Annotated in this window: 20 protein-coding genes; 8 read left to right on the top strand and 12 right to left on the bottom strand. The window is 64.0% G+C overall.

Features of this window, described 5'->3' with window-relative positions:
- Positions 1–77: 77 nt before the first annotated feature.
- The 6 genes from ACZXDY_RS17065 to ACZXDY_RS17040 all read right to left on the bottom strand — a co-directional run bounded on the left by ACZXDY_RS17065 (position 78) and on the right by ACZXDY_RS17040 (position 8,552).
- Positions 78–3,311 carry a bifunctional cytochrome P450/NADPH--P450 reductase gene (locus ACZXDY_RS17065; RefSeq protein ID WP_464346298.1) on the bottom strand — a complete coding sequence of 1,078 codons (3,234 nt, stop codon included), beginning with the start codon at positions 3,309–3,311 and terminating at the stop codon, positions 78–80.
- Positions 3,312–3,478: 167 nt separating this feature from the next.
- Positions 3,479–4,471, bottom strand: coding sequence for an alpha/beta fold hydrolase (locus tag ACZXDY_RS17060; RefSeq protein WP_464346297.1), 993 nt, complete (start codon positions 4,469–4,471; stop codon positions 3,479–3,481).
- Between the two features lie 11 nt (positions 4,472–4,482).
- Positions 4,483–6,030, bottom strand: a complete 1,548-nt coding sequence (locus tag ACZXDY_RS17055; protein WP_464346296.1) for a WS/DGAT/MGAT family O-acyltransferase — start codon at positions 6,028–6,030, stop codon at positions 4,483–4,485.
- Between the two features lie 74 nt (positions 6,031–6,104).
- The gene (locus tag ACZXDY_RS17050) at positions 6,105–6,905 is read right to left on the bottom strand and encodes an esterase/lipase family protein (RefSeq protein ID WP_464346295.1); all 801 of its coding nucleotides are present in this window, start codon (positions 6,903–6,905) and stop codon (positions 6,105–6,107) included.
- Complete coding sequence (locus tag ACZXDY_RS17045; protein ID WP_028164994.1) at positions 6,906–7,154, bottom strand: DUF6489 family protein; 249 nt, start codon at positions 7,152–7,154, stop codon at positions 6,906–6,908.
- A 144-nt stretch (positions 7,155–7,298) separates the two neighbouring features.
- Complete coding sequence (locus ACZXDY_RS17040; RefSeq protein ID WP_464346294.1) at positions 7,299–8,552, bottom strand: NAD(P)/FAD-dependent oxidoreductase; 1,254 nt, start codon at positions 8,550–8,552, stop codon at positions 7,299–7,301.
- 191 nt (positions 8,553–8,743) lie between these two features.
- On the opposite strand from ACZXDY_RS17040, the gene ACZXDY_RS17035 reads away from it, so the two are divergent.
- From ACZXDY_RS17035 to ACZXDY_RS17010, 6 genes are all read left to right on the top strand, one after another.
- Complete coding sequence (locus tag ACZXDY_RS17035) at positions 8,744–10,336, top strand: ABC transporter substrate-binding protein (RefSeq protein ID WP_464346293.1); 1,593 nt, start codon at positions 8,744–8,746, stop codon at positions 10,334–10,336.
- Positions 10,337–10,429: 93 nt separating this feature from the next.
- The gene (locus ACZXDY_RS17030) at positions 10,430–11,410 is read left to right on the top strand and encodes an ABC transporter permease (RefSeq protein ID WP_464346292.1); all 981 of its coding nucleotides are present in this window, start codon (positions 10,430–10,432) and stop codon (positions 11,408–11,410) included.
- Positions 11,411–11,420: 10 nt separating this feature from the next.
- Positions 11,421–12,380: an ABC transporter permease gene (locus ACZXDY_RS17025; protein WP_464346291.1), complete on the top strand. Its 960-nt coding sequence runs from the start codon at positions 11,421–11,423 to the stop codon at positions 12,378–12,380.
- Entirely contained in the window at positions 12,377–13,363 is a 987-nt protein-coding gene (locus ACZXDY_RS17020) for an ABC transporter ATP-binding protein (protein WP_464346290.1), read from the top strand. Before ACZXDY_RS17025 ends, ACZXDY_RS17020 begins: the two co-directional genes overlap by 4 nt.
- Positions 13,360–14,355: an ABC transporter ATP-binding protein gene (locus tag ACZXDY_RS17015; RefSeq protein ID WP_028165000.1), complete on the top strand. Its 996-nt coding sequence runs from the start codon at positions 13,360–13,362 to the stop codon at positions 14,353–14,355. The genes ACZXDY_RS17020 and ACZXDY_RS17015 overlap by 4 nt, the downstream gene beginning before the upstream one ends.
- Positions 14,356–14,450: 95 nt before the next feature.
- Positions 14,451–16,256 carry a gamma-glutamyltransferase family protein gene (locus tag ACZXDY_RS17010; protein WP_464346289.1) on the top strand — a complete coding sequence of 602 codons (1,806 nt, stop codon included), beginning with the start codon at positions 14,451–14,453 and terminating at the stop codon, positions 16,254–16,256.
- A gap of 151 nt (positions 16,257–16,407) precedes the next feature.
- On the opposite strand, the gene cnbZ is transcribed toward ACZXDY_RS17010, so the two are convergent.
- From cnbZ to ACZXDY_RS16980, 6 genes are all read right to left on the bottom strand, one after another.
- Positions 16,408–17,151 carry a 2-amino-5-chloromuconate deaminase CnbZ gene (cnbZ, locus tag ACZXDY_RS17005; RefSeq protein ID WP_464346288.1) on the bottom strand — a complete coding sequence of 248 codons (744 nt, stop codon included), beginning with the start codon at positions 17,149–17,151 and terminating at the stop codon, positions 16,408–16,410.
- A 304-nt stretch (positions 17,152–17,455) separates the two neighbouring features.
- Positions 17,456–20,554, bottom strand: a complete 3,099-nt coding sequence (locus ACZXDY_RS17000; RefSeq protein WP_464346287.1) for a MexW/MexI family multidrug efflux RND transporter permease subunit — start codon at positions 20,552–20,554, stop codon at positions 17,456–17,458.
- Between the two features lie 17 nt (positions 20,555–20,571).
- Positions 20,572–21,765, bottom strand: coding sequence for an efflux RND transporter periplasmic adaptor subunit (locus tag ACZXDY_RS16995; RefSeq protein ID WP_028165004.1), 1,194 nt, complete (start codon positions 21,763–21,765; stop codon positions 20,572–20,574).
- Between the two features lies 1 nt (position 21,766).
- The gene (locus tag ACZXDY_RS16990; RefSeq protein ID WP_080663797.1) at positions 21,767–22,468 is read right to left on the bottom strand and encodes a TetR/AcrR family transcriptional regulator; all 702 of its coding nucleotides are present in this window, start codon (positions 22,466–22,468) and stop codon (positions 21,767–21,769) included.
- Positions 22,469–22,791: 323 nt separating this feature from the next.
- Entirely contained in the window at positions 22,792–23,382 is a 591-nt protein-coding gene (locus ACZXDY_RS16985; protein WP_464346286.1) for a thiamine pyrophosphate-dependent enzyme, read from the bottom strand.
- The gene (locus ACZXDY_RS16980; protein ID WP_464346285.1) at positions 23,379–23,924 is read right to left on the bottom strand and encodes a phosphonopyruvate decarboxylase; all 546 of its coding nucleotides are present in this window, start codon (positions 23,922–23,924) and stop codon (positions 23,379–23,381) included. Before ACZXDY_RS16980 ends, ACZXDY_RS16985 begins: the two co-directional genes overlap by 4 nt.
- Positions 23,925–24,027: 103 nt before the next feature.
- On the opposite strand from ACZXDY_RS16980, the gene ACZXDY_RS16975 reads away from it, so the two are divergent.
- Together ACZXDY_RS16975 and rocD are read left to right on the top strand one after the other, a co-directional pair.
- Entirely contained in the window at positions 24,028–25,248 is a 1,221-nt protein-coding gene (locus ACZXDY_RS16975; RefSeq protein WP_464346284.1) for a cytochrome P450, read from the top strand.
- Positions 25,249–25,283: 35 nt separating this feature from the next.
- Entirely contained in the window at positions 25,284–26,501 is a 1,218-nt protein-coding gene (gene rocD / locus ACZXDY_RS16970) for an ornithine--oxo-acid transaminase (protein WP_028165009.1), read from the top strand.
- The last annotated feature ends 347 nt before the right edge of the window (positions 26,502–26,848 follow it).

Raw genomic sequence — 26,848 nt, 5'->3', positions numbered from 1 at the left:
CAGCGAAACCCATCATTGCCACCAAGCGCATAGACGCGATGGGTTTCGCTTCGCTCTACCCATCCTACAATTTGTGGCTATCCGCCCGCCCAGACGTCGAGCACGTAACGGTTCTTCGCGCCGAGGTCCTCTATCCAGCGAGCGGCGGCATTCGCATCGCCGCTGTTGTGCTCTCGATGGATCGACATCAGGGTCGCCTTGACATCCGGCTCCATCTTGCTGCCGTCGCCGCAGACATAGACGATCGCGCCCTTCCCGATCAGGTCCCAGACGCGGTTCTTCTGGGCGGCAATCAGGTCCTGCACGTAGGTCTTCGAGCCATTGAGCCGCGAGAACGCGATGTGCAGCTCGGTGACGCCATCGGCGGCGAACGCCTTCAACTCGTCGGCATAGATGAAATCCTGATCCGGATGGCGGCAGCCGAAGAACAGCATTGCCGGCCCCAGATTGGCGCCCTGCGACTTGCGATGCGCGCGCTCCTGGAGGAAGCCGCGGAACGGCGCCAGGCCCGTGCCGGGGCCGATCATGATCAGCGGCACCGACGCATCGTCGGGCAGGCGGAAGCCGGCCTTGGTCTCGCGCACGGTGGCATGGATGGTGTCGCCGACGCGGCGGCCGGAAAGATAGTTTGAGCAGATGCCCTTATAAATGCCGCGGCCCGAATTCGCCGGCGCCTCCACGACGCCGACGGTGACGCTGCAGCGCGCGGGATCGCCCGAGGGCGAGGACGAGATCGAATAGTAGCGCGGCGCCAGCAGCGACAGCATTTCCAGATAGATGTGGAACGGCAATTCGCAGGCCGGATGCTCCTCCAGGAGATCAAACACCGATTTGCGCTTGTCCATCACCTCGCTGCGATAACGTTCACCGGACGCATCGTCGTCGCCGACGTAGGCGAGCAGCTTCGGCTTCGTCATCGGGCAGCGCGTATGCTCGGCCATCACCTGGATCTGCTTGCGGGTTGCGACCTGCTGCAGCTCCACGAACTCGGTGAGCAACCGCCCGATAGAGATCGCATCGCCGACCGGCAGCTGCGCGCGACGGCCTTCCGTCACCTGCAGCCTGATCTGGTCCGCCGGCAGGAAGCCGAAGCGGCGCGCGACCTGGTCCACCAGCGTCGGATCGTTGCGCGGCACCACGCTCAAATGATCGCCGACGCGGTAGGTGATGCCGGGCGGTAGTTGCACCTCGATGTGCCGTGTCGAACGCTCGGACGGATTGGCGCCGGACTTGTTCTGCAGTTCCGCATTCTCCAGCACCTTCATCGCCACCGCGCCGCCCTGCGCGACGATGGCGTTGACCGAGGTGGGCGCTACCGGCTCGACCGCATAGAGCGGCTCGTCCTCTGGCGTGCGGGTGAAGTTCCAGTCGATGCCGAATTCCTTGGTCGCGACCTGCGCGGCGGCCGGAAACCATTTCTGGAACTGGCCGTCGAGATCGGCCCTAGCATCGCCCTCGCCGCGCGGATAGACGGCGCGGGCGCCGCGGGCGGTGAGCTGCTCGTCGATGAAGCGCGGCACCGACTGGTACGTCGCCGCCCAATCGCTGTTGCCGCAGCCGAACACTGCGTAGCGCACGCCGGCAAACGCGTCCTTCGGCAGATCGCTGCCGAGCCATTTGACGAACTCCGTCGCGTTGTCGGGCGGCGCGCCATTGTAGGAGGCGCAGATGATCAGAACGCCACCTTCCTTCGGCAATTTCCCGACATAGTCGTCGAGCGGACCGAGCTTTGTGTTGAAGCCATTGACCTCGGCGAGATCGGCCATCCGCGTCGCCAGTTCTTCGGCCGAGCCGAGATTGGAGCCGTAGAGCACCAGCATCGGCGTGTTGTGTCCCAGGCGCGGTTTTGGCCGCGGCGCCCTCGGCGCGGCCGATGCCGCCGCAGCCGCACCAGCGAAGGCGCCACGCTCCCTGTCCTCGCGCGGGCGCACCTTGATCTTGAAGCCCTCGGGCTTGATCGTCAGCGTTTCCTTCAGATGCATCTGGTAGCGATGCACGTCGATCAGTTTGAAGCGCTGCAGGATCATGCCGAGCGCGAGCGCCGCTTCATGCATCGCAAAGCCGCGGCCGATGCAGGCGCGCTGGCCGTTGCCGAACGGCTTCCAGGCATTGATCGGCCGCTTGGCCTCAGCCTCGCGGCTGAAATTCTCGGGATCGAAGACATCAGGATTCGGACCCCAGACGCTGGGGTCGCGATGCAGCGCCATCACCAGGACAGTGATGAACGTGTTCTTCTTGAGCTTGTACTTGCCGCCGATGGTCTCGTCCTGCAGCGGTGCGATGCCATAGGCCGGCGCCGGCGGCCACAGCCGCAGCGCCTCCTTCAGGACTTGCGTGATGTAGGTGAGCTGGGTGACCTGCTGATAGGTCGGCTTGGCGTCGATATCGGGGCCGAGCACGCGGTCGACCTCCTCATACGCCTTCTTCAGCACCTCGGGATGTTTCAACAGCGCATAGATCGTGCTCGACAACAGGCCGCTCGTGGTCTCATGCCCCGCGATCAGGAATGTGTTGATCTGGTAGCGGATGTTGACGTCGTCGAGCTGCTCGCCGGTGACGCGGTCGATGCCGGTCATCATCGCGGCCAGCATGTCCTTCTGGCCCTCGCCGACATCGGACTGGCTTCGCCTGCGCTCGGCGATGATCTCGTCGACCATCTTGTTCATGAACGAGACGTCCTCAGTGAGCGTCTTGCGTCGCTGGCGCATCCACAGGCGCTCCAGCGGCAGGCCGCGGGTCATCATGATGGTCTCGAGGGAGCGCACCAGCGACTCCACGAAGGGGTGATAATCGCGGCGATAGAACGAATTGAAGCGATAGTCGAAGCCGCAGAGCCCGATCGTGTCGAGCGTCAGCGCCGTCATGTCGTGGACGACATCGATCTCCTCGTCGGCGTTGAGCCGCTCCCATTTCTTCACGAGCTGCTCGGCGATATCGACCATGCTCGGATGGTAGGACTGCATGGCGCGGTTGCCGAACGGCTGCAGCAGGATGTTGTGCGCCTTGCCCCAGTTCGGCTCCTTGGTGTCGGCGGTGAACAGGCCGTCGCCGCCGACCGCGCGCACACGCCGCAGCGAGCCGCGCACCGCTTTGTCAAAGCGCTTTTCATCCGAGAGCTCGTCGACAAGGTCATGGCCGGAGACGATCACGAGCGGGGCGCCCATCATGTCGAGCCAGTAGATCGGCCCGAGCTCTTTGGCGAGCCGCACCAGATGCTGCACCGGAGCGGTCGAATCCAGCGACAGCATGTTGCCGACCACGGGCATGGTCGGCGGATGCGGGATCGGAGCCAGTCGGTTGCCGGATGGCATATGGGAATGTCTCCTGATCTCGCCTTTAGCTCACCCCGTCATTCCGGGGCGCGCGGAGCGCGAGCCCGGAATCCATCGCGCCGCATGCGCAGGCGGAGAAATGGATTCCGGGCTCGATGCTGGCGCATCGCCCCGGAATGACGATCGGAGTTGCTTGATGCGCGCGTTCACCCAAACCGCCTTCTACGCCATTCGATCAGCTTGGCGCTGACTTCTTCCGGCTTCTCCTGCTGTGTCCAATGGCCGCTGTCTTTGACCAGGTATTTCTCGAGATCCGGGATGAGCTTGTCCATGCCATCGGCCGACGACGGCGGCAGCACCGCGTCGTTCTCGGCCATGATCATCAGCGACGGCACGCGCACAATGTGATCGAGCCCTTCGGAGCGCTGCCAATTGCGCGACATGTTGCGGTACCAGTTGATGCCGCCGGTGAAGCCGGTCTTGGTGAAGGCATCGACGAACACCTGCTTTTCTTCCGGCGACAGGATCGGCGTGCGCGGATCGTGCTGGGCATCGTAATTCGCGATCATCTGCGGGAAAGCCAGGTTGAGCCGCGGCGAGGCGCCGACGCCGGCCACCACCTCCTCCGCCGGAGCGTCGGGCCGCCGTGCCGGCTTGCGCATGAAGGCATCAAAGGTCTGCTCGACCCGGCTGCCAAAAATCTTGTCCGGCTCATGCGCGGGGTCCTGGAACTGGACGATATACATGTGCTCGCCGAAGCGCTTGCGTAAAAGCTCGATCGGATCGGCCCAGGCGCGGTTGGTGTGCGGGGTATTGATGCCGACCACACCGGCGACGCGGCCCGGATGCCGAAGCGGCATCTGCCAGACCACGAAGCCGCCCCAGTCATGGCCGACGAAGATGGCCTTGTCTATGCCGAGATGATCGAGCAGGCCGACGAGATCGGCGGTCAGTTGCTCGATATCATAGGCCTCGACCGGCTCCGGCCGGTCGGTTACGCCATAGCCGCGCTGGTCCGGCGCGATCACGCGGATACCGGCTTCGCTCAGCGCCTTGATCTGGTGACGCCAGGAAAAGGCGAGCTCCGGCCAGCCGTGGCAGAGCACCATCGGAGGCTGGTCGGACTTGGGTCCGGCTTCATAGAAGCCCATGCGGATGCCGTTGGTCTGGGCGAATTGCAGCGGGGGCATTTCCATCATCGAGACAATCCTTATTCAGCGGCGCTCTTGGTCTCGGCTGATGGCGGCACGAACGCCGCCTCCAGCGCCTCGAATTCGGCCGGCAGCATGTCGCACAAAATCTGCACATGCGGAATGATGTTCGCGCCGGCGACGAAACCGAAATCGAGCTGGTCGCGATAGCTCTGCACGGTGATGTTGAGCGCAAGGCCGTGGGTTGCGATCGACACCGGGAAGATGTGCAGCAGCTCCGCGCCCGCCGCGTAGAGCGTCTGTCTTGGTCCCGGCACATTGGAGACGGTGATGTTGGCCGCCGGCGGCAGCACGTTCGACAGGTCCGAGCGGCTGTAGAGCAGCGCCAGGATCTGCACCAGGATCGGCGCGCCCAGCATCGAGACATTGGAGACCTGCGGCATGAACGCCCGCAGCGGATGCGACATCTCCTTCGCCTTGGTGGATTGCGCGATGATCGCCTCCAGCCGCGCCCTGGGATCCTCGACGTTGGTCGCGATCGAGCAGATCATACCGAACACTTGGTTGTTCGATTCGGTATTGCCCTCCTCGCGCAGCGAGATCGGTACCGCCGCGGTCAGCGATTTGTTCGGCAGCGCGCCCTGGCTGATCAAATGGCGGCGCACCACGCCGGAGGCGAGCGCCAGCACGACGTCATTGAGCTTGCCGCCGGCCGCCTTTGCCACCGCCTTGGCGCGCGACAGCGAAACCGAAGTGCCGGCAAAGCTGCGCTCCGAGGAGATCGCCTTGTTCAGGATGGTCGGCGGCGACACCATGCTGGCGAGGCTTTCGCGCGATTTTGGATCGGAGACCTTGGTCACGACTTCCGACACGCTTTTCAGCATCGCCGGCACGGCGCTCGCGAACTTGATTGCGTTCTCGATCTGGAACATAGCATTGTCGAACAGGATCGAGCCGAGATCGCTCTTGCCCGAGCGCGGCAGCTCGATCGTCCTTGGCGCCGCCGCGGCATCAAACGGCTGGGTCCAGAGCAGCTGATAGGAATCGATCAGGTTGGCCGCAATGTCGCGCGGTTCCTGCGCGACCTTCCGCGCGGTCGGCGGCTCGACCTTCCGCGGGATCGGCGAGATGTCGTAGATCATGCTGGTGAGCGCAGCGCCCGCGCCGCCGTCGATGCAGGCATGGTGCATCTTGGAATAGAGACCGATCTCGTTGTTCTGCATGCCCTCGAAGACGTAGAACTCCCACAGCGGCCGGGCGCGATTGAGCAGCTTGGCATGGATCCAGCCGACGAGGCGCTCCAGCGTGGCGCGGTCATGCGGCGCCGGCAGGCTGCCGCGGAAGATGTGGCGGTCGATGTCGAACTGGTCGTCCTCCACCCAGGAAGGATGGTCGATGTCGAGCGGTGCCTTCTCCAGGCGCGATTTCAGGATCGGCGCGATGTGCAGTCGCGAGGCGATCATCGCCTTGAAGTCTTCGAAGAAGTCGCCCTTGTAGTCGTCGGGCAGGCGGAAGATCGCCATGCTCCCGACATGCATCGGCATTTCCGGCGTTTCCAGATAGAGAAACGACGCGTCCAACGACGACAGTTTCTTGGCGTCGGCCATGGCTCCCTCCCGGTGATGGTCGCGCGGCGCCTTGCTGGCGCTCTCATTCGGACGGCCGCTTGCTGCGGCGTCGATCAGGATTGTGCCTGTTCCGGGGGCGGATAGGCAATGGCAAAGGGGCCGGACCGATCAAAATGCCTGAAATCGCCCTCCGCCTGCGCCAGCCGGTTGGCCAACGCCCAGAGCGCCGCGGGATTGACGCCGAGCCCGATATGGCTTGCGAGCAGCACCTCGATATTTTCGGCTGTTGCCGACGGACGCAGCACGCTGGTGCGCCAGTTCACGATGCCGTCGGCGCGCGAGTAGATCGAGGTGGTCGGCACCGGCATGTCGCCGGCGATCGCCTGCCGGACCTCGGGAACGTCATCGACGCTCTCGCCTGTCAGCGCCTCGTAGAGCCGCGTCGCGTTGGTGGCGCGGATATCGCCGGCAAAGGGGGAGCCGAGCGTGATGACGGAGCGCACCATCTCCGGCGCGTTCAGCGCCAGATCGCGCGCATAGACGCCGCCAAGGCTCCAGCCGACGATGCTCACCTTGCGTCCGGTCGAGTCGCTGATCCGCCGCAACAGATCGCGCAGCGACGCGCGCATCCGGCTGAGGCCGCGGACATTGCGGCCAAAGCTCCAGGCATAGGTGTCATAGCCGAGCGCCTTCAGGTACCGCCGCATCGGCGCCATTGACAGGTCGCTTGCCAGGAATCCCGGCAGCGTCAGCACCGGATGGCCGTCCCCTCTCGGCGCACGCATCAAAAGCGGCAGCAGCAGGAGGCTCGAATTGAACTCGAACAGGCCCCTGCCCTCGGCCAGCATCAGACAGATGTTCGGTGGACGCAGCCGGCGTTCGCTCTCCTCACGACTGCCATCCACGGCCGTCATCTATTTCCTGTCCTTCTTCGAGGTGCTGCCGAGGCCCGCCATCGCCACGAACATGTCCTGGAAACGCTCGGCCAGCTTGGGATCGAGCCAGCTCTGCATCAAAGCTTCCGGCGATACCTTCTCGATGTTCGAGGTCATCTGCTGCTGCAGCTTTTCCATGACCGCCGTCTGCATCGGCGCGACATCCGGCAGGCCGAAGAACTGCCGGGCTTCGAGCGGCGTGCAATCTATTTCGACATTGACCTTCATGACCGCTCCTCAATGCAGTTGACGCAAGAACATGACCCGGAATCGATTCTTCGAAAGGATCATGCCGTGGTGCAGTATCGCCGCGAGAGGGCTGGTCACGCAAGCGGGACGATGACGGCAGGCGGCAGGCGTCGCCTGCCAGGGTCAACCAAAGCGCTCGACCGCAAACGGCTTCGCATCCGCAAACGGCGTCTCGCCGGTCATCATCTCCGCAAGCAGCCGGCCGCTCACGGGCCCTAGCGTCAATCCGTGGTGCTGATGGCCGAAATCGAACCAGAGCCCGGGGTGGCGCGGCGCCTTGCCGATCACCGGCAGCATGTCCGGCAGGCAAGGCCGCGCGCCCTTCCAGGGCTTTGCCTCGACGGGATCGCCGAGCGGAAACAGGTTGCGCGCCCGCGGCACCGCCCGCTCGACCTGCACCGGGGACGCCGGCGCATCGCGATGGGCGAACTCGACGCCGGTGGTGAGCCGGATGCCGCGGTTCATCGGCGCCAGACAATAGCCGAGATCGGAATCGAGCACGGGATGATTGAGCACGGCGTTACCGCCCGGCTTCAGGTGCAAATGATAGCCGCGCTTGACCTGAAGCGGGATCGGATAGCCGAGCGGGCCGAATACCTGGTCGGACCACGGGCCCATCGCGACCACCACCTCGCGGGCGGTCACACTGCCCTCGCTGATGGCCACCCGCCATCGTCCGCCAGACTGTTCGAGCGTGCGGGCGTCGCCGACAAAGAAGCGGCCGCCCCTGCGGCCGAACAACGCGGCATAGGCCTTTGCCAGCCCGCCGGGATCGACGATCGAGCCCGGCGCCGGCGAATATACCGCGCCGGCGAAGTCACCCGACAGGTTCGGCTCACGCGCGGCGATGCCCTTGGCATCGAGGACTTCGTTGGTGACGCCATATTGCTTCGCACGCTCAGTATCGCGCACGGCCTTGGCGAAGGTCGCTTTGCTGCGATAGAGTTTGATCCAGCCGGTTTTGCGCAGCAATTCCGGGACGCCGGCTTCTGCGATCAACGCCTCGTGTTCGATCAGGCTCTGTCGGATCAGCGGCATCTCGGCGAGCGCGCTGTGCAATGCACCCTCAGCCGAGGAGGCGAAATAATAGCGTGCGAGCCATGGCAGGAAGATCGGCAGGTCGGCAAAACGGTAGCGCACCTGCGGCGCGCGGTTCAGCGCATAGCGGAGCAGTTCGCCGAAATCCCGCGGGAACATGTAGGGAAAAACCGAGGCGCATTCGATGATGCCGGCATTGCCGTAACTCGTCTCCTCGCCGGCAACATCATGCCGGTCGACGAGGACGACATCGCGGCCTCGTTTTTGCAGATGCAAGGCGGCACCAACACCGACCATGCCAGCCCCCAGGACAACGACGTCGGCCCTCAGTTCCGCCATCCTTACTCCGAAAGTTCAATGTTACGCGCACGCCCGACCAGCGAGCGTCAAGCTAATGATTGCGGCACTGCTGCGCAAACTGATCTCACGTCTTACGGGAAATCGCGCTTGCGCACCCGGTAAACTTTGGCAACATTGGCATGCAATATCCAAACAGCGCATCGCGGGGCCAAGACGGGGAACAGGTTCAAATGTCGGTAGGCCAGTATCTGCTTGCGGCAATAAGTCTTGCCATCGTCGCGACGACCCCATCTGTTTCGGCCCAGACGCTGCGCTACGCCAATCAGGGCGATCTGAAATCGCTGGATCCGCATACGCTGAACGAGACGACCACGCATGCCCATCTCGGACAGGTCTATGAAGGACTCACCGCGCGCGACAAGGATCTGAAGATCATTCCGGCGCTCGCGGAAAGCTGGGAGACGCCGGAGCCGACCCGCTGGCGCTTCCATCTGCGCAAGAACGTCAAATTCCAGAACGGCGATCCCTTCACCGCCGACGACGTGGTGTTCTCGGCCGACCGCGTCCGCGCCAAGGGCTCAAACCTGCAGACCCGCATTCCTGCCGATGCCAAGGTCGTCAAGGTCGACGACTACACTGTCGATTTCATCCTGACCTCGCCCAATCCCATCCTGAATTCGCAATGGGATACCTGGTACATCATGGACAAGAAGTGGGCTGAGGCGAACAACGCCACGCAGCCCACGCCGGCATCCGCGACCACGCCGAGCTTTGCCTCTCTCAACGCCAACGGCACCGGGCCTTTCATGATCGAAAGCCATCAGCCCGGCGTGAAGACGGTGTTCAAGGTCAATCCGAACTGGTGGCAGAAGCCCGAACACAATTTGAAGGAAATTGTCTTCACCCCGATCGCCTCCGATGCGACGCGCGTCGCCGCGCTGCTCTCGGGCGAGGTCGACATCATCGAGCCGGTTCCGATCCAGGACATCTCACGCGTCGATTCCAGTGCGAACGCGCAGGTCCTGAAGGGGCCTGAGCTCCGCACCATCTTCCTCGGCATGGACCAGAGCCGCGACGAGTTGCTCTACTCCAACATCAAGGGCAAGAACCCGTTCAAGGATGTCCGTGTCCGCGAAGCCTTCTACAAGGCGATCGACATCGAACTGATCAAGAACCGCGTGATGCGCGGGCTGTCGACGCCGTCGGCGCTGATGGTCGCGCCGCAACTGTTCGCGCTGTCGAAGGATTTCACCCGTCCGAAATTCGATCCCGACGGCGCCAAGAAGCTCTTGACCGAAGCCGGCTATCCCGACGGCTTCGAAGTCACCATGGATTGCCCGAACGACCGTTATGTCAACGACGCCGCGATCTGCCAGGCCGTGGTCGGCATGCTCGCCCGCATCGGCGTGAAGGTGAATCTGCTGGCGCAGCCGAAAGCGCAGTATTTCGCAAAAATCCTGAAGCCCGGCGGCTACCAGACCTCGTTCTATATGCTGGGATGGACACCCGGCACGCTCGACTCGCATAACGTGATGTATGACATCATGGGCTGCCGCGACGATCCGAAATCGGCCCGCGGCGAGACCAATCTCGGCGGCTACTGCAACAAGGAATTCGACGCCATCGCCGACAAGGTGCTGCAGGAGACCGACACCGCCAAGCGCGACCAGTTGATCAAGGCCGGCTTCGAGATCGCGATGAAGGACTGGGCCTATATCCCGCTGCATCAGCAGGCGCTGGCCTGGGGTGTCTCGAAAAAATTGAAAGTGGTGCAGCGCCCGGACAACCAGGTGCTGCCCTACTGGATGGTCAAATCGGAATAAAGCTTCGTCACTCCAAGGTCCCGGCAGCCCCGCGCTTCCGGGACCTTTTGCTTAGTGACGGGAAATCGCCAACGCTTCGGGTGAAAGGAACAGATGCTCGCTTTCACGCTTCGCCGCGCCGTTCAAGCCATCGGGGTGATGATCGCCGTCGGGATCATCGCCTTCGCGATGTTCCGTTTCGCCGGCGACCCCGTCAGCCAGATCGTCTCGATCGACACGCCCGCGGCCGAGCGCGAGGCGGTGCGCAAGTCGCTTGGGCTCGACGATCCCGTGCTGGTCCAGTTCGCGCGCTATTTTATCAACGCGGCGCAGTTCAAGTTCGGCGTCTCCTATCAGTTCCGGCAGCCGGTCTCGACACTGCTCGCCGAACGGATGCCGGCGACGCTGGAGCTCGCGGTCTGCGCCACCATCTTCGCGATGGTGTTCGGCATCCTCATGGGCGTCTATGCCGCGCTGAGGCGCGACACGCTGCTTGCCAAACTATGCCAGGCGGTGTCGCTGATCGGCATCTCGCTGCCGACCTTCCTGATCGGCATCCTCCTGATCTATTTGTTCGCAGTGACGCTGGGCTGGCTGCCTTCATTCGGCCGCGGCGAAGTAGTGCGGATCGGCTGGTGGACCACTGGCCTGCTCACGGTGTCCGGCCTCAAGGCGCTGATCCTGCCCTCGATCACGCTCGGCCTGTTCCAGATGACGCTGATCATGCGGCTGGTGCGCGCGGAGATGCTGGAAGTGCTGCGCACCGACTATATCCGCTTCGCCCGCGCCCGTGGACTGACCACGCGCGCCATTCATTTCGGTCACGCGCTGAAGAACACGCTGGTTCCCGTCATCACCGTGGCCGGCCTGCAATTTGGCTCGGTTATTGCATTCTCGATCATCACCGAATCCGTGTTCCAGTGGCCGGGCATGGGATTGATGTTCGTGCAGGCGGTGCAAAACGTCGATATCCCGATCATGGCGGCGTATCTTCTGATGGTCTCGCTGATCTTCGTCACGATCAACCTCGTGGTCGACATCCTCTACACCATCGTCGACCCGCGCCTGCGCGCCACCGTCAGCCGTCCGGCTTGAGGGCCACAGCATGTCCGACGCAGTCGTCCAACACCAGACCGAAGCCGCGCACGCTGGTGCAAGCTGGTTCCGTCGCGCCGTCGACAGCGATCTGTTCTATTCCTTCCGCCGCTCGAAGCTGACGATGCTCGCGGCCGCCGTCACCCTGCTGTTCTTCCTGCTCGCGATCCTTGCTTCCGTACTCGCCGTGCAGAACCCGTTCGATCCGGCGCAGCTCCAATTGATGAACTCGCGCATCTCGCCGCTCTGGACCGCGGACGGCCAGAGCCCGTTCCTGCTCGGAACCGACGAACAGGGCCGCGATGTGTTCTCCGCCATTCTCTATGGCTTGAGGATTTCGCTTATCGTCGGCGTGCTCGGCGTCGTCTTCGCCGGCGCGATCGGGATCACGCTCGGGCTGATCGCGGGCTATCTCGGCGGCGCCGTCGACGCCGTGATCATGCGGATCGCCGACGTGCAGCTCACCTTCCCGGCGATCCTGATCGCGCTGATCGTCAATGGCGTCGCCAAATCCGTGTTCGGCAACCGGCTCGATCCGATAAGCATGCTCGCCGTGCTTGTGGTCGCGATCGGCCTGAGTTTCTGGGTGCAATATGCCCGCACCGTGCGCGGCTCGGTCATGGTGGAGAAGAACAAGGATTATGTCGCCGCCGCGCAACTGATCGGTCTGCCCGCGCCCAAGATCATGCTGCGCCACGTGCTGCCCAACACGATGGGCCCGATCCTCGTCATCGCCACCATCAACCTGGCGCTCGCTGTTATCACCGAGGCGACGCTGTCGTTCCTGGGCTCAGGCATGCCTGACACCATGCCCTCGCTCGGAACGTTGATCCGGATCGGCAACAATTATCTCTTCGCCGGCGAATGGTGGATCGTCGCCTTTCCCGGCATTGCGCTGGCCGGCTTGATCCTCTCGATCAACCTGCTCGGCGATTGGCTGCGCGACGCGCTCAATCCGAAGCTCCGATGACCATGCCTGTCCTCTCCGTGCGTGACCTGAAGGTGGAGTTCGTCACCCGCCGCGCGACGTTGCGCGCGATCGACGGCGTCTCCTTCGATATCGCCAAGGGCGAGGTGCTGGGCGTGGTCGGCGAATCCGGCGCCGGCAAGTCGGTCACGGGCCTTGCTGTCATTGGCCTGATCGATCCGCCCGGCCGCATCTCCGGCGGCGAGATCCTGCTCTCGGGCATGCGCATCGATCATTTGCCCCCGGAGGAAATCCGGCGCGTGCGCGGCAAACGCATCGGCATGATCTTCCAGGATCCGCTGACGAGCCTCAACCCGCTGTACCGGATCGGCGACCAGATCGTCGAAACTATCCGCACCCATACCAACCTGTCGGAAAGTGCCGCGCGAAAACGCGCCGTCGACCTGCTCGCCGAGGTCGGCATCCCCGCGCCGGACAAGCGCGTCGACGGCTATCCGCATGAATTCTCCGGCGGCATGCGCCAGCGCGTCGTAATCGCGCTCGCGATCTGCGCCGAGCCGGAACTGATCATTGCCGACGAGCCGACCACCGCGCTCGACGTTTCCGTACAGGCGCAGATCATCGCATTGATCAAGCGGCTCGGCCGCGATCATGGCACCGCCGTGATGCTTGTGACCCACGACATGGGCGTGATCGCCGAGACCTGCGACCGCGTCGCGGTGATGTATTCCGGCCGCATCGCCGAGATCGGCCCGGTGCAGGACGTCGTCCGCAATCCGCTGCATCCCTACGCCAAGGGCCTGATGGGCGCGATCCCGACGCTTGCCGGCGAGGACAAGCGATTGGTGCAGATTCCTGGCTCGATGCCGCGATTGTCGGCGATTCCGCCGGGCTGCCCGTTCAACCCGCGCTGCGCTTTTGCCTTCGACCGCTGCCGGGTCGAGCGTCCCGAACCGATCCGCCAGGGCGCGCAGGCCGTCGCCTGCCATCTCTACGACCACGCCGCCAAGGAGAGTGCGGCATGACATCGTTCATCGAGGTCAAGAAGCTCCGGCGCGTGTTCGATGTCTCAAAGCCGTGGCTCAATCGCGTGCTCGAAGGCGGCCATCTCGAATTCCTCAGGGCGGTCGACGGCGTCACCTTCGATATCCGCAAAGGCGAAACCTTTGCGCTTGTCGGCGAATCCGGCTCCGGCAAGACCACGGTGGCGCGCATGGTGGTCGGGCTGTTGCCGCCGAGCTCGGGCGAGGTCGTGATCGATGGCGTCTCGATGACCGATCCGAGGCAAGCCCAGGCGCGCCAACGCTTGCGCCGCCGGATCCAGATGATCTTCCAAGATCCCTATGCGAGCCTCAATCCGCGCTTCCGGGTCGATGCCATCGTCTCCGAGCCGATCCGCGCCTTCGAGCTGATCCAAAGCGAGCGCGACATCCGTGCCCGCGTCGGCGAGTTGCTCTCCCTGGTCGGACTGCACGCCGATGACGGGCTGAAATATCCGCATGAATTCTCCGGCGGCCAGCGCCAGCGCATCGCCATCGCCCGCGCGCTCGCCTCTGAGGCCGAGTTCATCGTCTGCGACGAGCCGACCTCGGCGCTGGATGTTTCCGTGCAGGCGCAGATCCTCAATTTGATGCGCGACCTGCAGGACAAGTTCGGCCTCACCTACCTCTTCATCAGTCACAACCTTGCCGTCGTGCGCCACATGGCGAGCCGGATCGGCGTGATGTATCTCGGCCGCATCGTGGAGGTCGCGGAGGGCCGCACGCTGTTCAACAATCCGCGCATGCCCTACACCAAGATGCTGCTCGGCGCGGTTCCTGATCTCGCAATGAGCGGCCGCCAGCGCATTCCCGTCAAAGGCGAAATCCCGAACCCGATCGATCCGCCACCGGGATGCGCCTTCAACCCGCGCTGCCCGCTGGCATTTGACCTGTGCCGCCAAAAGGCGCCGGAATTGATCGACGGCGTGGCCTGCCATGCGGTGAACGCCCCCGTCGAAGCTGCCGCGCCCGTGTGAACACAACGATGCGAGGTAGCCATGCCGGCCGCGCCGTTGGCAGCGGCCCGCGCCTGTGATCAAGTGCGCCCGCAAAGAACAACTGGTGGCCAACGATGAGCAATATCAATCCCGATCCGTTCACGACGCGTCCCGAGATCGAAGGCACGTTCGGCGTCGTCACCTCGACGCACTGGATCGCGACCGCGGTCGGCATGGCCACGCTGGAAAAAGGTGGCAACGCCTTCGACGCCGGCGTCGCCACAGCCTTCACGCTGCAGGTGGTCGAGCCGCATCTGAACGGCCCCGGCGGCGACGTGCCTGTCATTGTGCACGATGTCAGGCGCGGCAAGACCGAGGTGATCTGCGGCCAGGGCCCCGCGCCGGCGAAGGCGACGATCGCGCATTATCGCAGCGAGGGGCTGGAGATGGTCCCCGGCACCGGCCTCCTCGCCGCCTGCGTGCCCGGCACATTCGAGTCCTGGATGCTGCTGCTGCGCGATTACGGCACGCTGAAGCTGCGCGATGTGCTCGAGCCCGCGATCGCCTATGCCGGCGAAGGCTTTCCGCTGGTCGAGCGCGCCTGCGCCACTATCCAGACGGTAGAGCAACTGTTCCGCAAGCACTGGCCGACCTCGGCCGAAGTTTATCTTCCGAATAACGAGGTGCCCAGGCCCGGCACGATCTTCATCAACAAGCGCCTGTCGGAAACCTACGCCCGCATCCTGCAAGAGGCGGAAAGCGCAGGCGGCGACCGCGTCGCGCAGATCGAGCGCGCGCGCCAAGTGTGGTCGAAGGGCTTCGTCGCCGAGGCGATCGACAAATTCTGCCGGACCCAGGAGGTGATGGACGTCTCCGGCTCGCCGCATCGCGGCGTGCTCTCGGCCGACGACATGGCGCGCTGGCAGCCGACGATCGAAGCGCCGCTGACCTACGATTACGGCCGCTACACCGTGTGCAAGGCCGGTGTCTGGAGCCAGGGCCCGGTGATGCTGCAGCAGCTCGCCTTGCTGAAAGGCTTTGACCTCGACGGCCTCGATCCCACCAGTGCCGATTTCATCCATCTGCAGATCGAATGCGCCAAGCTCGCTTACGCCGATCGCGAGACGTTTTACGGCGATCCGAACTTCACGGATATCCCCATCGAGACGCTGCTGTCGGATGCCTATAACGACGAGCGCCGCAAGCTGATCTCGAAGGACAAGGCTTCGCTCGACTTCATCCCCGGCTCGGTCGAAGGCTTTGGCGCGATGGTCAAGCTGCGCCGCGCCGAGGGCCATCGCGAGGCGGTCGGCGCGATGGGCGCGGGCGAGCCCACCGTCGGCCGCTTCGGGGAGGTGCGCGGCGACACTGTGCATTTCGACATCATCGACAAGGCCGGCAACATGATCTCGGCGACGCCCTCCGGCGGCTGGCTGCAATCCTCACCTGTCGTCCCCGAGCTCGGCTTCTGCCTCGGCAGCCGCGCGCAGATGTTCTGGCTGGAGGAGAACCATCCGGCCGCGCTGGCGCCAGGCAAGCGCCCGCGCACCACGCTCTCGCCCACCATGGCGCTGCGCGACGGCGAGCCGTATCTGGCCTGGGGCTCGCCGGGCGGCGACCAGCAGGATCAGTGGATCACGCAGTTCTTCCTGCGGCACGTCCATGCCAAGCTCAATCTGCAGGAGGCGATCGACGCGCCAGCCTGGCACTCCGAGCATTTCCCGATCTCGTTCTGGCCACGCACCGCGCGCCCCGGCGTGCTTGTGGTCGAGGGCCGCGTGCCCAAGGCGAGCATTGACGAGTTGCAGCGTCGCGGCCACATCGTCGAAGTCGGTCCCGACTGGTCGGAAGGACGGCTGACCGCGGCTTCACGGTTGGGCCGCAAGCGCCGCGCTGCAGCCAACCCGCGCGGCATGCAGGGCTACGCCGCTGGAAGGTAGCGGGCGAAAAGCGATCGGGCCGCGGGGCGGCAAGCTAACCCCTCATGGTGAGGAGGCGCGTTAGCGCCGTCTCGAACCATGAGGCCCCGCTGGTGGCCTCATCCTTCGAGACGCGCTGCGCGCTCCTCAGGATGAGGGGATATAGCGCGCTTTAGATCACCAGCTCTCGCAGCACGCGGCGGCAATCCATCTCGTATTCGAGATCGACCACCGGCGGCCGGGCGAAGTGCCAGGTCAGGCCGGCGCGGGTGGCGCCGCGGCGCACCAGTTCATCGGCGAGATGCGGATGGAAATCGTGCACGGTGTAGACCTGCACGCCGGTGGTGTCCTGCCAGGTGGAACCGAATTCGGCGAGCCGCCGCTCCATTTCGCCGACGGTGAAGCGCACCTTCTCCTTCCAGGCTTCCGCGCTCATGTCGCGATAGCGCACGATGCGCTCGGGATAGCTGCCGGTACCGCCGCGCGCCTCGGCGCCGCCGGCGATGACGAAGGACGGCGAGGTTCCCGTGCTCGGGCGTGTGAACGAGAATGCGTAGAATGACGGCTCGGCGGGAGGATCGATCTCGGGACAGACATTGCTGCGCGCAACCGGATTGGTGTTGCCATCGAACAGCCCCCATTCCGCGAGCGTCTTCACATAATGCTCGTTGAAGGCGCGAAAGCCCTGCTCCGAGACCGCCGCCGGCGAACGCAATTCGCAGGCGCAGAACGAGGTCAGCGGCCGACCCGCCGCCTGGATATGACTTGCGATCCGCGCAAAACCCTCGGCAAGCGGCACCAGCCTGTCAAAGCGCACGCGCTCGACCTCGAAGCCGGGATTGGCGGCCGCGCCGCTCGAATACTGGAACACGGCCGGAATGAAGCGATAATTGCCGGGCGCGAAGTCGCTCACCATGTCTGTTTCCCCCTAAAGCTCAGTTGTTTATGCGCGCATGCTGAAGAGCTTGCGACTTTCTAGCAAGGAAACTCGCCGTCGTCCCGGACAAGTGAGCGAAGCGAACGCCGATCCGGGATCCATAACCACAGGCCCATGCGATGGGCCAAGCTATAACCGCTTGCTCGCGTACAACACCTCCCTGTGGTTGTGGGTCCCGGGTCAAGCCCGGGACGACAGCAGACATGCTGTCCACAAAAACCAAAAGGGCAGCAACGGTAGAACCGTCGCCGCCCTTTCGCTGAGACTTTGGGGCCAAGAAGTCTCAGGTAGGCTTGAGCGCTCCGCTATCGCCGAGCTCGTAGTCGGCGATCTGCTTGTTGCGCTCTGAAGTCGCTTTCGCCCGGTGATCGGTGGCGATCGTGACATAGACCGCCGGCAGCACGAACAGCGTGAACAGCGTGCCGATCAGCATGCCCGCGACCACGACGAGGCCGATCGAGAACCGGCTGGCCGCACCGGCACCCGACGCGGTCAACAGCGGAAGCAGGCCGGTGATCATCGCCGCCGTCGTCATCAGGATCGGACGCAGCCGGATGCGGGCCGCCATCTCGATGGCCGAGCGGCGGTCGAGCCCCTCGTTGAGCTGCAGCTCGTTGGCGAACTCCACCATCAGGATGCCGTGCTTGGTGATGAGGCCGACCAGCGTCAGCAACCCGACCTGGGTATAGATGTTCATCGTCGCGACGCCGAAGAACAGCGGGATCAGGGCGCCGACGATCGCCATGGGCACCGAGACCATGATGACCAGTGGGTCGCGCAAGCTCTCGAACTGCGCCGCCAGCACCAGGAAGATGATGATCACGGCGAACGCGAAGGTGATGACGAGCTGGTTGCCCTCCTGCACATATTGCCGCGAGTCCGCCAGATAGTCATGGCCGAAGCCGGCCGGCAGTTTCTTGGCCTCACCTTCGAGGAAGTCGACCGCCTGGCCCACCGTCACGCCCGGCATCGGCACCGCCGAGAAGGTCGCCGAGTTGAGCTGGTTGTAGTGCGTCAGCGCGTTCGGATCGGTGCCCGTCTCGATCGAGACGACGGTCGAGATCGGCACCAACTGTCCGGTGTTGGTCGGCACGTAGTAGCCGCCAAGCGCCTCCGGCGACAGGCGGACGGCACGCGGCACCTGCGGGATCACCTGGTAGGAGCGTCCCTCCAGGTTGAAGCGGTTGACGTAGTTGCCGCCGAGCAGCGTGGCCAGTGTCGCGCCGACCTGCTGCATGTTGATGCCGAGGTCGCTTGCCTTGGAGCGGTCGACGCGGACGCGCACCACCGGCTGGTTGAAATCGAGATCGCTGTCGGAGACGATGAACATACCGCTCTTGCGGGCGGCTGCCTTCAACTTCTCCATCTGCTCATAGATGGCCTGGAAGCTGACGGTCGAATTGATCACCATCTGCACCGGCAGGCCGCCCGGACCACCCGGCAGCGGCGGCAGGTTGAAGGCAAACGCATTGACGCCTTCGATCTTGGACAGCTCCGCCTGCACCAGCGACTTCAGTGCGATCGACGAACGCTTGCGCTCGTCCCACGGGGTGAGCAGCATCCCGGCGATGCCGCTTTGCGCACTCGGCGTGCCATTCAGGATAAAGCGCAGATCCGTCTCCGGAAACTTCTGGAACGCCTTGTCCATCTTCTCACCGTAGAAGTCGATGTAGTCGATGTTGGCGTATTTCGGCGCCTTCGTCAGCGCGAACACGATGCCCTGGTCCTCCTCGGGCGCGAGCTCTTTCATCGTGTGCATGTAGAGGAAGCCGACGAGGCCGAGCATGGTCAGCGCAAACAGGCCGGTGATCGGTCGGTAATCGAGCGAGCGGTCGAGCTTGCGACCGTACCAGCGCGTCAACGAACCGAACACGCGGTTGACCGCTCGCGCGAAACGCCCTTCCTCGGTGTTCTTCAGCAGCACCGAGCACATCATGGGCGACAGCGTCAGCGCGATCACGCCCGACACGATCACCGAGCCCGCGAGCGTGAAGGCGAATTCGCGGAACAGCGCACCGGTGAGGCCGCCGAGGAAGCCGATCGGCGCGTACACAGCGGCGAGCGTGATGGTCATGGAGATGACCGGACCGACGATCTCGCGCGCGCCGATGAGTGATGCCTGTACCGGCGTCTTGCCCTCCTCGAGATGGCGGTGGATGTTCTCCACCACCACGATGGCGTCGTCGACCACAAGACCGATCGCGAGCACCATCGCGAGCAGGGTCAGGAGGTTGATGCTGAAACCCATGACCAGCATCAGGCTGCAGACGCCGACCAGCGATAGCGGGATCGTCACCACGGGGATGATGACCGAGCGGATCGAGGCCAGGAACAGGAAGATCACCACGATGACGATCACGACGGCTTCGCCGAGCGTCTTCTCCACCTCATCGATCGACGATTGAATGAACTTGGTGGAATCGTAGGCCACCTTCATCTTCAGCGACGGCGGCAGGTTGCGCTCGAGTTCCGGGAATAGGGCGCGGACGCCCTTCACAAGGGTCAGCGGGTTACCTTGCGGGGTCGCGTTGATACCGATGAAGATCGCATGCTCGCCATTGAACGCGACGCTCGCGTCCGTGCTTTGGGCGGCAAGTTCGACTTGCGCGATATCCTCCATCCGGACGAAGCCGCCCTCCCTCGACTTCACGATCATGCGCTTGAACTCGTCGATGTTGCGCAGATCGGTGTTGGTCGAAACGTTGGAGACGATGTAGTAGCCCTTGGACTGGCCGGCGGCGGCCTGGAAGTTGTTGGACGCAATCGCCTGCGCAACATCCGTGGGCGACACGCCGCGCCCCGCCATCTTGATCGGGTCGAGCCACAATCGCATCGCAAAAGTCTGGCCGCCGAGGATGTCGGCGGAAGCCACGCCGTCAACCGTCGACAGCAACGGCTGGACCACGCGCGTGAGGTAATCCGAGATCGCCGATCCCGACAGCTCCTCGCTGGAGAAGCCGAGATACATCACGGCCGTGGTCTGGCCGGTGGTCTTGGTGACGACCGGGTCGTTCGATTCCTTCGGGATCAGGTATTTGACCGAGTTGACCTTGGCCAGCACCTCGGTGAGCGCCTGGTTCGGGTCGAAGTTCAGCTTGATGTAGACCTGGATCGTGGAGGTGCCGAGCACCGAGGACGAGGTGATGTAGTCGACGCCTTCGGCCGAGGCGACCGCCTGCTCGATCGGCGTCGTGATGAAGCCCTGGATCAGGTCGGCCGACGCACCGGGATAGCTGGTGGTGACGTTGACCACCGTGTTCGACAGTTTCGGATATTGCCGGATCGGCAGCACGGTCGCCGCCCGCAAGCCGATCAGGAGGATCAGCAGGCTGACGACGACCGACAGGACCGGCCGCTTGATGAAGATGTCGGTGAAGGACATTTACGGGGTCCTGCTTCTCAGTAGCGCGGCGGTTCGGCTGGGATCGGCGGCGTCGGCTCGGTGGAGATCGCAACCGCGGCGCCCGATTGCAGCTTGATCTGACCGAGCGCCACGATACGGTCGCCGGCCTTCAGGCCGCGGACGATCTCGGTGCGGCCGCCAAATCGCTTGCCGGTCTGCACGAAGGTACGCACCGCCGTCAGGCTGGTCTTGCCGTCGTTCTCCTTCTTCTCGGTGATCAGGTAGACCGAGTCGCCATAGAGCGAGTAGTCGACCGCGGTTTCCGGAACCGTGATCACCGGCGGCTTGTCGGGCAGCACCACCGTGGTGGTCGCGAACATGCCGGGCTTGAGGATCTTTTCGGGGTTGGCGACGGTGGCCTGCACGCGGATGTTGCGGGTGTCGGTCGCGACCTGCGGCTCGATCGTCGTCAGCTTGCCCTCGAAGACGCGATCCGGATAGGCGTCCACCTTGATGCGGACGGTCTGGCCGACTTTGAGCTGGCCGCTGTCCTTTTCGGTCACCGTGAAATTGTCGTAGAGCATCGACAGATCGGTCAGCGACACGATCTGGTTGCCAGCGGTCAGATATTGACCGACCTCGACCCTGCGCACGCCAAGCTCGCCATTGAAGGGGGCGCGGACCAGCTTCTGCGAGATCAGCGCCTCGGTCTTGGCAATACCGGCCAGGGCCTGGTCATACGCAGCCTGGGTCTGGTCGACCGTAGCCTGCGGCCCGAAATTGCGCGCGGCAAGCTGCTTGGCGCGATCGAGCGAAAGCTGCGCCACCGTCGCCTGCGCCTTGAAGCTGGCGAGATCGCCCTGCTCCGGCCCGTCGAACAACTGGAGCAGCGGCGCACCCGCCTTTACCTCGGCGCCTGCGGTGAACAGGATATCCGTGATGCGTCCCGAGACGTCGGAGGTGACGTTGACCTGGTGCACGGCCGCCAGTTCGCCGACCGCGGTCAAAAGGTTGGGCACGACTTCCGATTTCGCCTCGGCCGCATTCACCGTCACCGGCGGCGGCTTCATGTTAGCGAAGAACTCGCCGATCATCTTGGCGCGGAAATAGTTGAACCAGACCAGGCCGCCGACGACGACCCCCAGCAGCAATCCAACGATGATGAACCAGCGCCCCATCCTGACCGGCCGCTTATGCGGCTTTTTTTCGATCGGTTCGCCCTTGATGTTGGTTTCGGTCACGATGTTCATGTCATGCACTTTCTGCTGTTACCGATTGTCCCTGGCTCGGTGACGGCTGACGGTTCAAATAAAAGGAAATCGCGGCTTCGGTCAGCCCGATGCCGCGCAGGATGAATTCGGAAAGCTGGCGCTCGAGGTCGGGCGCGCCGCCGTAGGTGAGGCACGGCGTCGTCGGCAGCCGCGTTAGCGCCGACATCAGCACGACGTGGTGCGCGAACCAGAACAGGTTGAGCGGCACGCTGCCGATGCGGGTGGCGTCGCCGGCGGCAACGGCACGTTCGATCGATGCGGTGAAGACCGGCGCGATCAGTTCGCCGACCTTGCCGTATAGCAGGCGCGCGAACTCACCGTCGTCGAGGTGGCTGGAGGTCATCAGCCGCAGCCGCTGCGCCTCTTCCTCGTCCGGCCCCTGTGATACCTCCAGGAAATGCCCGACCATGCCCTTCACAAGTTCGACCAGGGTTGCGGTCGAGGGGTCCTGCCCGAGCAGGTGCGCGAGATCCGGATCGGCCTCGCACTCTTCGGCGAGGATCTCGGCGTAAAGCGCCGCCTTGGACGGGAAGTGCTTGAACAACAGCCCTTCCGAAATGGAAGCGGCGGCCGCCACGCTCTTGGTCGTGGTGCCGGCAAAGCCATGGCGGGCGAAGCACCGCTTGGCGGCGCTCAGGATCAGCTGACGCCGCAAGTCACTTGTCATGCGCAGGGTAGACATGCGCGTGAGTAATCACTCACCTTAAAGAATGTCAAGAATTTACGGCAGTGCAAAAACAGAACTTAAGGTTGGGTCACGCGCCAAGCTCCCGATAAGGTCTTGTACCGCCACGAGGATAACGCGATGTCACACTTGACAAAAATCGGCAAACACGCGGCCGACGGGTACGGGATCTGCACCCCTTCTCACGGAGAGGGGTTGAGTCGCAAGCAATTTGGATGAGGGCCGTAGCCCGGGTGGAGCGTCAGCGTAACCTGGGCGGCTCTCAACATTGACTCGCAGATCCCGGGTTGCGCTGCGCTCCACCCGGGCTACGAAACTTCCTAAATCGGCTGGTAGCCTAGCGAGCCGCGCAGCCGGTTGACGATGAAGGTTCCGTCGCGGTTGGACAGCACCCGTTCCAGATTGGCGCCGTCGATCTTCACATTGGCAAAGCGCGGGCCGCGGTTCGCTTCCTTCAGCGACAGCGCGAACGTTTCGACCTCCGCCATGGTCGTGATCGCGCGGCTGTCGGCGATGCCGCAGGCCTTTGCGACACTGACCAGGTCGACCGAAGCGGCAGTATGGCTGACCTGTCCTCCGGTCTCGCCATAGGCCTCGTTGTCGAGCACGACGATGGAGAGGTTGGCGGGCTTCTGCGCGCCGACGGTGGCGAGGCTCCCGAGCCCCATCAGCATCTCACCGTCGCCGGTGATGACGATCACCGGCAGCTTGGGTTGCGCCAGCGCGAGCCCGAGCCCGATCATGACCGCGCCACCCATGGCGCCCCAGAGATAGAAATTGCGGGCATCATCGCCGGCGGCGGCGATGTCGTAGGTCGAAGCGCCGAGGCCGCCGACCGCGATCGCGCCGTTACGGTTCTTCAGCAGCTCAGAGACGACCGCGCGGCGGTCCAGAAGATTGGCCTTACTCATTTCACGAACACCTTTGCCCCGATCAGCCGCTGCGACAGCAGCACGGCGGTCGGCGTCGACGCGTTATAGGCCTGCGCCGCGCCGGCCTCGACGACCTCGCGCACTTCCTCGGGATGCGTCGCCCGCAGCACCTTGACGCCGCAGAGCTCGAAGGCGGCCTGCGTGTTCGATCCCATCGGCACCTGCCACGGATTGAACTCGCCCCATTCGCCGCGCATCGTCACCAGCGTCAGGAACGGGAAGCGGAAGATCTGCGTCAACGACAGCATGTTGATGCAGTTGCCGACGCCGCTCGACTGCATCAGCAGCACGCCGCGCTGGCCGCCGGCCCAGGCGCCGAGCAGCAGCGCCACGCCCTCCTCCTCCGTCGTCAGCGGAATGCCGCGCATGGTGGCGGAGCCGAGCACGCGCTCGATCAGCTGCGAGTGCCCGGCGTCGGGCACGTAAGGCACCTGGCGGACATCGAAGCGCTGCAATGTCGAGAAAATCTCTTCCGGCCAGGCCGGCTGGCTGTCGGAGGCAGTTTCAGTACGGGCATGCATGGGCGTTTCCGAAGGAAGAAGCGAGGCAAGCGAACTGTAAAGCGGGCGGCACTTTCCGGAAGAACAAAAACGGCATATCAGTTCTCAAAAAGAGAATGGCAGCATGACAGGAAACGCACGAGAACTGGCGGAGAGTTTCGACCTCGAACGGCTGACGCCGGAATTCTATGCCGATCCCTACCCGACCTATCGTGCACTGCGGGATAACGCGCCGGTCAAGCGCCTGCCGAATGGCTCCTATTTCCTGACCCGCTACGACGACCTCGTCACCGCCTATAAAAGCACGAAAGCGTTCTCCTCCGACAAGAAGAAGGAGTTTTCGCCGAAATACGGCGACTCCCTCCTCTACGAGCATCACACCACGAGCCTCGTCTTCAACGACCCGCCGGCGCACACCCGCGTGCGGCGCCTGATCATGGGTGCGCTGTCGCCGCGTGCGATCGCCGCAATGGAGCCCGACCTGATCCGCCTGATCGACGGCCTGCTCGATGCGATCGCCGCCAAAGGCAGGGTCGAGCTGATCGAGGATTTCGCCTCTGCGATCCCAGTCGAGGTGATCGGCAATCTGCTCGACGTGCCCCACGACGAGCGCGGCCCCTTGCGCGACTGGTCGCTCGCGATCCTGGGCGCGCTTGAGCCGGTGATCTCACCGGAGCAATTTGCGCGCGGCAACAAGGCCGTGAAGGACTTCCTCGCCTATCTCGAGACACTGATCGAGCGGCGCCGCGCCAAGCCGGGCAATCCCGAGCGCGACGTGCTGACGCGGCTGATCCAAGGCGAAGATAATGGCGAGCGGTTGACCGAGAAGGAACTGCTGCACAACTGCATCTTCCTGCTCAACGCCGGCCACGAGACCACCACCAATCTGATCGGCAACGGCCTCGTGACGCTGCTGGATTGTCCTGCGGAAAAGCAGCGGCTGATCTCCCAGCCCGACCTGATCAAGACCGCGGTCGAGGAGATGCTGCGCTACGAGAGCTCGAACCAGCTCGGCAACCGCATGATCGTGGAAGAGGTCGAGCTCGGCGGCATCGAGATGTCCGCGGGCACGCCGGTGACGCTCTGCATCGGCGCCGCCAACCGCGATCCCGCGCAATTTCCTGACCCCGAACGTTTCGACATCGCCCGCACCCCGAACCGCCATCTCGCCTTCGGCACCGGCGCGCACCAATGCGCCGGCATGGCGCTCGCGCGGCTCGAAGGCGCCATCGCGATCTCTCGCTTCCTCGCCCGCTTCCCGAATTACGCGCTCGCCGGCGAGCCGACCCGCGGCGGCCGCGTGCGGTTTCGGGGATTTTTGAGCGTGCCGTGCATTATCGGTTAGAATGTGGAAAGGTGCGCAAACTGAAGTGACGAAAGATGAGCAGTCCGCCAGTCACTGATTTCCTCGCAACCGAAGCGCGCCTTGGCACCTATAACTACGAGCCGATGGGCGTCGTCCTGTCGCGTGGCGAAGGCGTTTGGGTGTGGGATATCGAAGGCAACCGCTATCTCGATTGCCTTGCGGCCTATTCGGCGGTCAGCCAGGGCCACTGCCATCCAAAAATCCTGGCCGCGATGGTGGAACAGGCGCGCAGACTGACGCTGACCTCACGCGCCTTCCACAACGACCAGCTCGCCCCCTTCTACCAGGAACTCGCGGAACTGACCGGCTCCCACAAGGTGCTGCCGATGAACAGCGGCGCCGAGGCGGTAGAGAGCGCGATCAAGTCCGTGCGCAAATGGGGCTACGAGGTGAAGGGCGTACCGGACGGACAGGCCGAGATCATCGTCTGTTCCAACAATTTCCACGGACGCACCCTCGGCGTTGTCGGCTTCTCTACCGACCCCGAGACACGCAAGCATTTCGGGCCGTTCGCGCCGGGTTTTCGGATCATCGCCTTCGGCGACGAAAGGGCGCTCGAGGAGGCGATCACGGCGAACACCGTCGCTTTCCTGGTCGAACCGATCCAGGGCGAAGCCGGCGTCATCATCCCGCCAGCAGGCTATTTCACCCGGGTGCGCGAGCTCTGCACCGCGCATAACGTCATGCTGGTCCTCGATGAGATCCAGACGGGACTTGGCCGCACCGGCAAGCTGCTCGCCGAACAGCACGAAGGGATCGAAGCCGATGTGACGCTGCTCGGGAAGGCGCTGTCCGGCGGTTTCTATCCGGTGTCAGCCGTGCTTTCGAACAACGAAGTCCTCGGCACGTTCAAACCCGGCCAGCACGGCTCGACTTTCGGCGGCAACCCGCTCGCCTGCGCGGTGGCCCGCGCCGCGCTGCGTGTACTGGTCGAGGAAGGGATGATCGAGAACGCGGCCCGGCAGGGCGCGCGCTTCCTCGAGGGATTGCAGAGCATCCGCGCCAACATCATCCGCGAGGTGCGCGGACGCGGTTTGATGCTGGCGGTTGAGTTGCATCCGGAGGCCGGCCGCGCGCGTCGCTATTGCGAGGCACTGCGGGCCAGAGGCATCCTCGCCAAGGACACCCACGAACACACGATCCGCATTTCGCCGCCGCTGGTGATCAACAGCGATGACGTCGACTGGGCGCTGGAGAGGATCGATGCTGCCTTGAAGCTGGATCTCTCCTGACCGCTCACGCTCGGCAACTCGGCTTGATCGCGATTACCTGCGTCGCAAGATCGCAGTGCTGATCGCTGCCAGTTGCGAACGATTCGGGCGCTCGCACGTTTAGGAGTCCCGGGTGACCAGGACTGGCGGGGAGCTGCAGATCATGCTTCCACGTGGTACTTACCTTACGGCTTTTTTTGTTGGCGTCTCCGTGATTGCGGCGGGCGTTGGCCCGTCCGCCCAGGCACAGATAAGGGCTGGGCATCCAGGAGTGGCTGCGGCGGCGCCGCGACACGCAGCACCACCCGCCATGGCTCGTCCCGCCGCACCGCCCGCCATGGCTCGCCCCGGCGCGCCGCCGGCAATGG

The sequence above is a fragment of the Bradyrhizobium sp. LeoB3 genome, from assembly GCF_055456055.1.
This window is presented reverse-complemented; position numbering and strand designations above follow the sequence as displayed.

Coding starts and splice junctions, on each gene's coding strand:
- ACZXDY_RS17060 (WP_464346297.1), bottom strand. CDS start 4,471: ATGATGGAAATGCCCCCGCTGCAATTCGCCCAGACCAACGGCATCCGC.
- ACZXDY_RS16985 (WP_464346286.1), bottom strand. CDS start 23,382: ATGAGTAAGGCCAATCTTCTGGACCGCCGCGCGGTCGTCTCTGAGCTG.
- ACZXDY_RS17050 (WP_464346295.1), bottom strand. CDS start 6,905: ATGACGGCCGTGGATGGCAGTCGTGAGGAGAGCGAACGCCGGCTGCGT.
- ACZXDY_RS17025 (WP_464346291.1), top strand. CDS start 11,421: ATGTCCGACGCAGTCGTCCAACACCAGACCGAAGCCGCGCACGCTGGT.
- ACZXDY_RS17000 (WP_464346287.1), bottom strand. CDS start 20,554: ATGTCCTTCACCGACATCTTCATCAAGCGGCCGGTCCTGTCGGTCGTC.
- ACZXDY_RS16995 (WP_028165004.1), bottom strand. CDS start 21,765: ATGAACATCGTGACCGAAACCAACATCAAGGGCGAACCGATCGAAAAA.
- ACZXDY_RS16975 (WP_464346284.1), top strand. CDS start 24,028: ATGACAGGAAACGCACGAGAACTGGCGGAGAGTTTCGACCTCGAACGG.
- ACZXDY_RS17015 (WP_028165000.1), top strand. CDS start 13,360: ATGACATCGTTCATCGAGGTCAAGAAGCTCCGGCGCGTGTTCGATGTC.
- ACZXDY_RS17010 (WP_464346289.1), top strand. CDS start 14,451: ATGAGCAATATCAATCCCGATCCGTTCACGACGCGTCCCGAGATCGAA.
- ACZXDY_RS17045 (WP_028164994.1), bottom strand. CDS start 7,154: ATGAAGGTCAATGTCGAAATAGATTGCACGCCGCTCGAAGCCCGGCAG.
- ACZXDY_RS17030 (WP_464346292.1), top strand. CDS start 10,430: ATGCTCGCTTTCACGCTTCGCCGCGCCGTTCAAGCCATCGGGGTGATG.
- rocD (WP_028165009.1), top strand. CDS start 25,284: ATGAGCAGTCCGCCAGTCACTGATTTCCTCGCAACCGAAGCGCGCCTT.
- ACZXDY_RS16980 (WP_464346285.1), bottom strand. CDS start 23,924: ATGCATGCCCGTACTGAAACTGCCTCCGACAGCCAGCCGGCCTGGCCG.
- ACZXDY_RS17040 (WP_464346294.1), bottom strand. CDS start 8,552: ATGGCGGAACTGAGGGCCGACGTCGTTGTCCTGGGGGCTGGCATGGTC.
- ACZXDY_RS17065 (WP_464346298.1), bottom strand. CDS start 3,311: ATGCCATCCGGCAACCGACTGGCTCCGATCCCGCATCCGCCGACCATG.
- ACZXDY_RS17035 (WP_464346293.1), top strand. CDS start 8,744: ATGTCGGTAGGCCAGTATCTGCTTGCGGCAATAAGTCTTGCCATCGTC.
- cnbZ (WP_464346288.1), bottom strand. CDS start 17,151: ATGGTGAGCGACTTCGCGCCCGGCAATTATCGCTTCATTCCGGCCGTG.
- ACZXDY_RS17020 (WP_464346290.1), top strand. CDS start 12,377: ATGACCATGCCTGTCCTCTCCGTGCGTGACCTGAAGGTGGAGTTCGTC.
- ACZXDY_RS17055 (WP_464346296.1), bottom strand. CDS start 6,030: ATGGCCGACGCCAAGAAACTGTCGTCGTTGGACGCGTCGTTTCTCTAT.
- ACZXDY_RS16990 (WP_080663797.1), bottom strand. CDS start 22,468: ATGTCTACCCTGCGCATGACAAGTGACTTGCGGCGTCAGCTGATCCTG.